This is a genomic window from Draconibacterium sp., assembly GCF_041583095.1.
GTDB lineage: Bacteria > Bacteroidota > Bacteroidia > Bacteroidales > Prolixibacteraceae > Draconibacterium.
On record NZ_JBFHGM010000268.1, the window covers coordinates 1 to 7019 of the forward strand.

Here is a 7019-nt window from a genome sequence, read left to right on the forward strand (position 1 = left end):
CAATCCATGTTGCTTTTAAAGCAAACTACTTTGTTCTCCTTTTTCTGTGCAAATGTTTCGTTAGCGGTAAAACCGATAAACATCGCCATCGTCAATAATAAAATCAGGTTTTTCATCTTTTTAAAGTTTTTAGTTTCAAGCTTCAAGTCACAAGTTATTCTTTCTTGAAGCTTGTAGCAATAGGCCTGAAACTTCTATTAATAATTCAAATTAAAACGTAATCCGAGATAAATTTTACGGCCCATTGTTGGTCCCCAAATATTGGTTGCGCTAAATTCCGGACCAAAAGGATCATCAGCGCCTTCAATCGGATTTCGTTGTGTAAAATCGGTCAAATTTTCAACCCCCAGGTAAATATTCCAATAGCGGAAATATTTGGTTATCTGTGCATTCATAATTGTGTAGGGCGAAAATTCAAAATAATCTCCAGCAATGTCAGCACGGTTCATCCACTCTTCATACACACGCGGAATTCGTCCGCCACCATTAAACTGAATAGTATAATCAAACATCCATTTTTTCAGGTTGGTCGTGTAGTTCAGGTTGATTAATCCTTTGTAATCGCTGGTTAAAGGAGCCTCTTTCAATTCTCCGCCAATGGTTTCTTTAATGTCGTTAACACGGTAAGCCAGCAACATATCCAATCGCTCTATGGGCTGCCAGCGAACATCAAACTGAAGACTATTTGCATACGCCTTTTCAGTTGAAGGCAAGAGGTAAATAAATTCAGAGGATGTTTCCCTGTCGACCACCAATTTTTGCTGAAACTCGGTACGGAAGAATTCGGCATTGATACTCAGGTCGCGATCCAGTAATTTGTAATTCTGAATAAAAGCCAAACCAAAGTTCCAGGCTTCTTCCTGAACCGCATCTTCCGTCCAGCTAATCGGACGAGAGTTGGCCAGCAAATATGTGTTTTCTGAAATTACATTTGCCGTTCGGTAGCCTTTCCCGGCGCTTGTACGAATGGTATAATGGTCGGCAAACTGATAACGGAAATGCATACGGGGCGTAACAAAATTCCCAAAAATATTATGAAAATCGGCACGAATACCGGCCATCAGGGTTAGCCTATCGCTGGGTTTAAAAGTGTATTCCGTAAATATTCCCGGAACTTTTTCAGTGCGTTGTACATCCTGATTGTAAAGCATTTCGTTAAAATCGTCGTAAATAAAACTTGCACCACTATTTAGTACATGAATTGCTGCTATATCCAGATCCTGTGTGTAAACCAGGTTGCCGTAAAAACGTGTTTCATCGGCATCATAACGCGATAAGCCGTAATACGATTTTGTTTCATGACGGGCAAAATTGGTCAAAATTGCCAGGGCACGGTGATTATCCTGCGATACGATTCCCGACTTAAAAAATGCATCCACCCGTTTGGTTTCAATATTTACACCATAAGGATTGTCGACTGTCGGAATCATATCGCTGTTAGCACCAACCTGGCCTCCCATCCTGTCGTTCCACAGCAAAGTGAATCCGGCCTGAGCCATACCGCCTTTATGGTTATTGTATTTCCAGCGGTTCGCCACCTCAAAAGTACTCGAAAGCGGTGAATCAAGAAAACCGTCGTGATTGTGGTCATTTTCTTTCGACACATCGCTGGCATGTACAAAAATTCCGGTGGTAAGTGTATCGCCTTTAACTTTAATATTTGTGTTTCCGTTAAATTCATAACGGCCTTCGTCGTTGCCAAAAACATTCAGAAATAGTTTTTCCTCGCTGTCCGGCTTTTTCAATTCCGCATTGATTTGCCCGGCAATTGATTCGTAACCATTCAACACCGAAGCCGCTCCTTTCGAAACCTGAATCGATTCCAGCCACGGGCCGGGAATATAGGTTAATCCAAATGTAGTTGCCAGTCCGCGAAGAGCGGGCATATTTTCCACCTGAAGCTGCGAATAGGTTCCGTCGAGCCCCAACAGCTTTATTTGTTTGGCTCCGGTAACGGCATCGCTGTAACTTACATCCACCGAAGGATTGGTTTCAAAACTTTCGGCCAGGTTACAGCAGGCCGCTTTATGCAACTCGGCTCCGCTAATGTTTTCGGTTTGTATGGGATTAATCACCGACAAATAAGTTCCCCGATCCTTTTGAATCACTGTCACTTCTTCCAACTCAAGATTGGGTTGAAGCACCACTTCCAAAGGATCGTTATCGCTCACATGAACGGTTTGCGATTCGTAACCAACAAAACTAAAAACCAGCTTGTTTTGTCCCGGTTTATTTTTTAATGTAAAACTTCCGTCGGGTTTTGAGGCAGTACCTTCACTGGTGCCTTCCCAAACCACATTCACCCCCGGAAGCGGCTGTTTCCCATTCGCCTCGTCGCTAAAAACTACACCTGAAACAGACTGTGCTTTCGTGAGAAACGGAAACAGGATAAATAAAAGTATGATGTATTTCTTCATTAGTCTTAAGATTTGAAATTTAAAAGTATCACCCCGATTGATATCGAAATGCACCATTCTTTGGCTGCACTTAAATAACCAGCCGTATTCTGAACAAACAGAACCAATCTTAAGCTAAGGAAGGGATTTTAAGTTGTTGGATTTGTATAAGATAATCAAGTGTGGATGTTATCCTGGGCGGAGGATCAACATAATAACGTTTATTAAGGTTGTCCTCTGAGTTCGTTTTCAGTTCCCAGATAATATCGGCGCTGAACACTTTTAATTCAACAGGCTGAACAGCTACGAACTTCACGGCATCATTAACCGCCTGATCCATCAATTTCATAAAAATGGATTCGGGCGCTTCACATCCACACGTATCTGAATAATCACCTGTTGGTTGGCATTCATGACATTCGCCTTCTGAACAACTTATTTCGTTGTTTGACAGATCGTGTTTGTGATGTTGATGAAAATCAGTTTCGCAGGTTTCTGGTTTTACAATAATACTGGTGTAATCCTCGCCCGAACAAGCGCAGTAGCTTTTGTACAGAACAAATCCGGAAGTTGACAGAAGAAAAATCACTCCCAGAAATAAAACCGATATGTTCTTTAAATGCTTCACGTTACAAATATAACCTCGCAGGCAACAAAATTGTTGTTAACGGAGTGTTAAACCCGGCAAAGAATAAGTTAGCAGAAAAAAGAACCGGGAAGTTTAATTCTTCCCGGCTTATATTAAAGTCCTAAAACCTCTGTTCCCTGCTCAAAAACAATATCGCGCGGAATACCGGCCTCTCCTATCCTGTCAAGGTCTTTTTGAAGTGCTTCGCGAATAAAGCCTTTCTCTTCAAGGATTTGTTTGGCCTGCTGGTAGTCGCCATCGCCCTGAATTTTAAGAACAATTTCCGACAGGTTCATCATGGCGTCTTTCATTTTTTCGTAATCAACACGATAGGTTCCGGTGGCCTCGTCGCGTGTAAAAGCTCCCATTTCCTGGAAATAGTAAAAACGCATCATATTTGCCTTGCCGTGCGCACTGGCAGCACCAAAACGAACCGAACGGAAAATGCCGGCCATAAATGTTACGAAGTTATCCATCATATCTTTTTCGCCCAACTCGCCCATTTCGTTTAGCTGGTAAACGCACCACAACCCAAGAATGTCGGCTTTACTTTCTTCAATAGATGTGTAGGCATCTTTTAATGCTTCGCGAACCGTAGTACTCTGATCGACGGTATTTCCCAATCCCAAACCGTGCGCCACTTCATGAAACATGGTGTTTTCGAAGAAAGCATCGAATTTTACATGTTGGCGTTGATCTTCAGCAATAAGCAAATCGGCAATTGGCACCAAAATTTTATCGAATTTAGCCTGCATCGAATTTTTCAACTGCAGTTTACGGCTACCTTTTGTTTCGCGAACCTCTTCGTCGTTTGGAAGATTAATGGCGATGGTTTTGCTTCCTGCGTTACAATCTCCGGCGTAATAAATGGCATCGTAAACATTCATATCCGAATCAACACCCGGAGTTTCATTTTTATATGGTTGTTTACAAGGCAATGCTTTTTGCAATCCCGGTAACAATGCAGCATATTTCTCCAGTCGTTTACTCCAGTCTTTATCTTTTACCAGAATAAACGATTCGTGTGCGGCTTTATAACCGTAAAGTTGGTCCTCGTAATTTTCGATGGGGCCAATAATAAATTCGATGGTGTTGTTTTTCATCTCCATCCATGCCACATCACTGGCGTAATATTCATCAGTGAGCAATGCTTGTGATCTTTCTTCGAGATATTTTTTCAGCCCGGCATCTTCGGCCAGTTCTGCTGCCTGAAGCAAAAGATCGGCAGCCTTTCTAATTTCCTTACCGAATGCGATGTGGTAGGGTACGGATTTCAAAGCACCGTCTTCGTCGCGGCGTATCAGGGTATACAGGCTTGTTTTTGTTTCGTCGTCCCAGGCTTCAAATTCTTCCTTTGTCATATCGGCCGGATAGAAATTGGCCCCTGCCGGTTTCTGATCATATCCGGGTAAAAATGGTTTGTTGGCATTTAAACGCTCCCACGGACCATAATTCAGTTTTATAAATTTAAGGGTGTATTCATCCCAGTTTTGGCTCAGCAATTCGTCTTTATCGCCGTAAGCTTCCTGCCAGTAAATGTCGTTCATTAATTTGGCGGCTTCGAGCAGAATCGGCAACATTTGCTTTTCATTTTCGGTAAGTACGCTTAAATCGGTAGTTAATTTAAACGATACAAATTCATCGGCCTTCTTTTTTATTTCCGGATTCACTTCCATTTTTGTGTTTTCGTTTGTTTCTTTTTTAGTGTTTGTAGAACAACTAAAGAATAGAGTTGTTGCTATAAACAGCATGAATATTCGTTTCATAGGTAACAGTTTTTATTTGCTTTCAAAGCTAAAAAAAGCAACTGCTATTTGAAAGATTATAACACAGCTTTTCGCGATTATTACCGATGAGCTTCAAAATTGTCATCCCAAGCCCGGGATTTCTATTTCAGTCTATCGGCATTAACCATTGTAAAATGTAAAATTTGCTTTGCGGCATTTTACATAACAATTGGTATAACATTCATATTTTCGAATGTTATTGAACAAAATTCGATGAGAAAAGTTAAAAAAGCAGACTTAATAGCTGAAAAATGACCATTCGTGAATAATTTATTTAAACTGAATTAACTTTGCACGCGTATTTTCATCTGTATATGTTTTATAAACAACAGATGAATTTCGCTTGTTTATAATCATTGTCGTGTATGCAAATGGCATACTCGTTTCATAAAAACAAATTATGAGTAACAATTTATTAAAAGGAAAAAGGGGAATTATTTTTGGGGCGTTAAATCCCGATTCAATTGCCTGGAAAGTGGCAGTAAGAGCACACGAAGAAGGAGCCACAGTAACATTATCAAATACCCCGGTTGCCATTCGTATGGGAGAAACCAACCAACTGGGAGAGCAAATTAATGCCGAAGTGATTGGTGCCGATGCAACCAATGTTGAGGATCTGGAAAACCTGATAAAAAAATCGATGGAGGTTTTAGGTGGTAAAATCGACTTCATTTTACACTCTATTGGTATGTCGCCAAACGTTAGAAAGGGACGCCATTACAGTGATTTGGATTATAACTACCTGGACAAAACCCTCGATGTGTCTGCAGTATCTTTTCATAAAGTACTTCAGGTGGCACGTAAACTGGATGCCATTAATGAATGGGGATCGGTAGTTGCCTTGTCGTATGTTGCGGCACAGCGTTCGTTCTTTGGTTACAACGACATGGCCGATGCAAAAGCTTTGCTGGAATCGATTGCCCGTAGTTTCGGTTATATTTATGGTCGTGAACGTAACGTAAGGGTAAATACCATTTCGCAATCGCCAACTATTACCACTGCCGGAAACGGAGTAAAAGGATTCGACCGCTTGCTGGATTTCTCGGAAAGAATGTCGCCACTGGGTAATGCAACCGGTGATGAATGTGCTGATTACTGTATCACACTTTTCTCGGACCTGACGAAAAAAGTTACCATGCAAAACCTTTTCCACGACGGTGGATTCTCGAACATGGGAATGAGCCTGCGTGCACTGGAGCAATACGAAAAAGGATTGGATAAAATATGTGCGTGCGATAGTGATAGGCCTAGCGCAGATGAACATCGCTACGACTAATAAAAACAAAAAGTAAAAAGTAAGGCCGTTTCGTTTTGAGACGGTCTTTTTTTGTGCCTTTTGTTAAAGGATTCGTTTATTGAACATTACCATTCGTTATGGCAGCGTACGCCTGCGAAAGCAGTAAATAGAACTCGGGGAAGCTTTCGTTGCAGTACGAAAGGACTTTTGAGAGCACGGTGGAGCTTTCGCAGCACTACGAAAGCAGTAAATAGAACTATTTGGTGACAGCGTACGCCTTCGAAAGCAGTAAATAGAACTCCGGGAAGCTTTCGTAGCAGTACAAAAGGACTTTTGAGAACACAGTGGAGCTATCGCAGCACTACGAAAGCAGTAAATAGAACTATTTGATGGCAGCGTAAGCCTGCGAAAGCAGTAAATAGGACTCACGGAAGCTTTCGTACGGCTACGACGGTTACAAAATGATCAATGGGAAGCTTTTGTAATTAGCAAGTTAAGCCAATTATTATCCCTTACCTCCTAAAAAATTCAGCAGGTGAACGGTAGTCACCTGCTGAATAAAACAGTCATGCTTCACGGGAATCATCAATTGGAATGAAATTTAAACGATTTTTTGCAAACTCTCCCTCACTCCCTCTTTGCGTGCAGCTACCCTTTATACACATCTTTTTCTGATTTAAATTTCGTCCGGGAGTACCAATTAGTTTCGATCATTTTCTTTCGCCTGACGATTCAAATCATGTCATCATGACCCGGGGCGACGTAATTCGTTGAATTACTTTGCCCTGGGCTCAAATATTACGCACTTTCAGCGCTTATTCTTTTAATCAAACGTCAGTTCGAGCTAAGCGAAGTTGCAAACATGGCTTTCATCAACAATTTCTTCCAGGTTGAGTTTCGGTTTCTTATCTAAAAAGGAATAGGCAATTAAAGCAGAGAGCAGGTTGGTTAGAAAGTTTTCAAAGCTACGA

At 41.3% G+C, this 7019-nt stretch carries 4 protein-coding genes; 1 reads left to right on the forward strand and 3 read right to left on the reverse strand.

Annotated features, from left to right (window positions below):
• Positions 1-197: 197 nt before the first annotated feature.
• The 3 genes from ABZB17_RS18610 to ABZB17_RS18620 all read right to left on the reverse strand — a co-directional run bounded on the left by ABZB17_RS18610 (position 198) and on the right by ABZB17_RS18620 (position 4790).
• A complete protein-coding gene (locus ABZB17_RS18610) occupies positions 198-2417 on the reverse strand; it encodes a TonB-dependent receptor domain-containing protein (protein ID WP_372652405.1) in 2220 nt (739 codons plus the stop codon).
• Between the two features lie 109 nt (positions 2418-2526).
• Complete coding sequence (locus ABZB17_RS18615; protein WP_372652408.1) at positions 2527-3024, reverse strand: hypothetical protein; 498 nt, start codon at positions 3022-3024, stop codon at positions 2527-2529.
• Positions 3025-3137: 113 nt separating this feature from the next.
• Positions 3138-4790: a Zn-dependent hydrolase gene (locus ABZB17_RS18620; RefSeq protein WP_372652410.1), complete on the reverse strand. Its 1653-nt coding sequence runs from the start codon at positions 4788-4790 to the stop codon at positions 3138-3140.
• A gap of 421 nt (positions 4791-5211) precedes the next feature.
• Here ABZB17_RS18620 and ABZB17_RS18625 point away from each other — a divergent pair, with 421 nt between their 5' ends.
• Positions 5212-6087 (forward strand): enoyl-ACP reductase, encoded by an 876-nt coding sequence (locus tag ABZB17_RS18625; RefSeq protein WP_045032984.1) that lies wholly within the window; start codon positions 5212-5214, stop codon positions 6085-6087.
• Positions 6088-7019 lie beyond the last annotated feature (932 nt).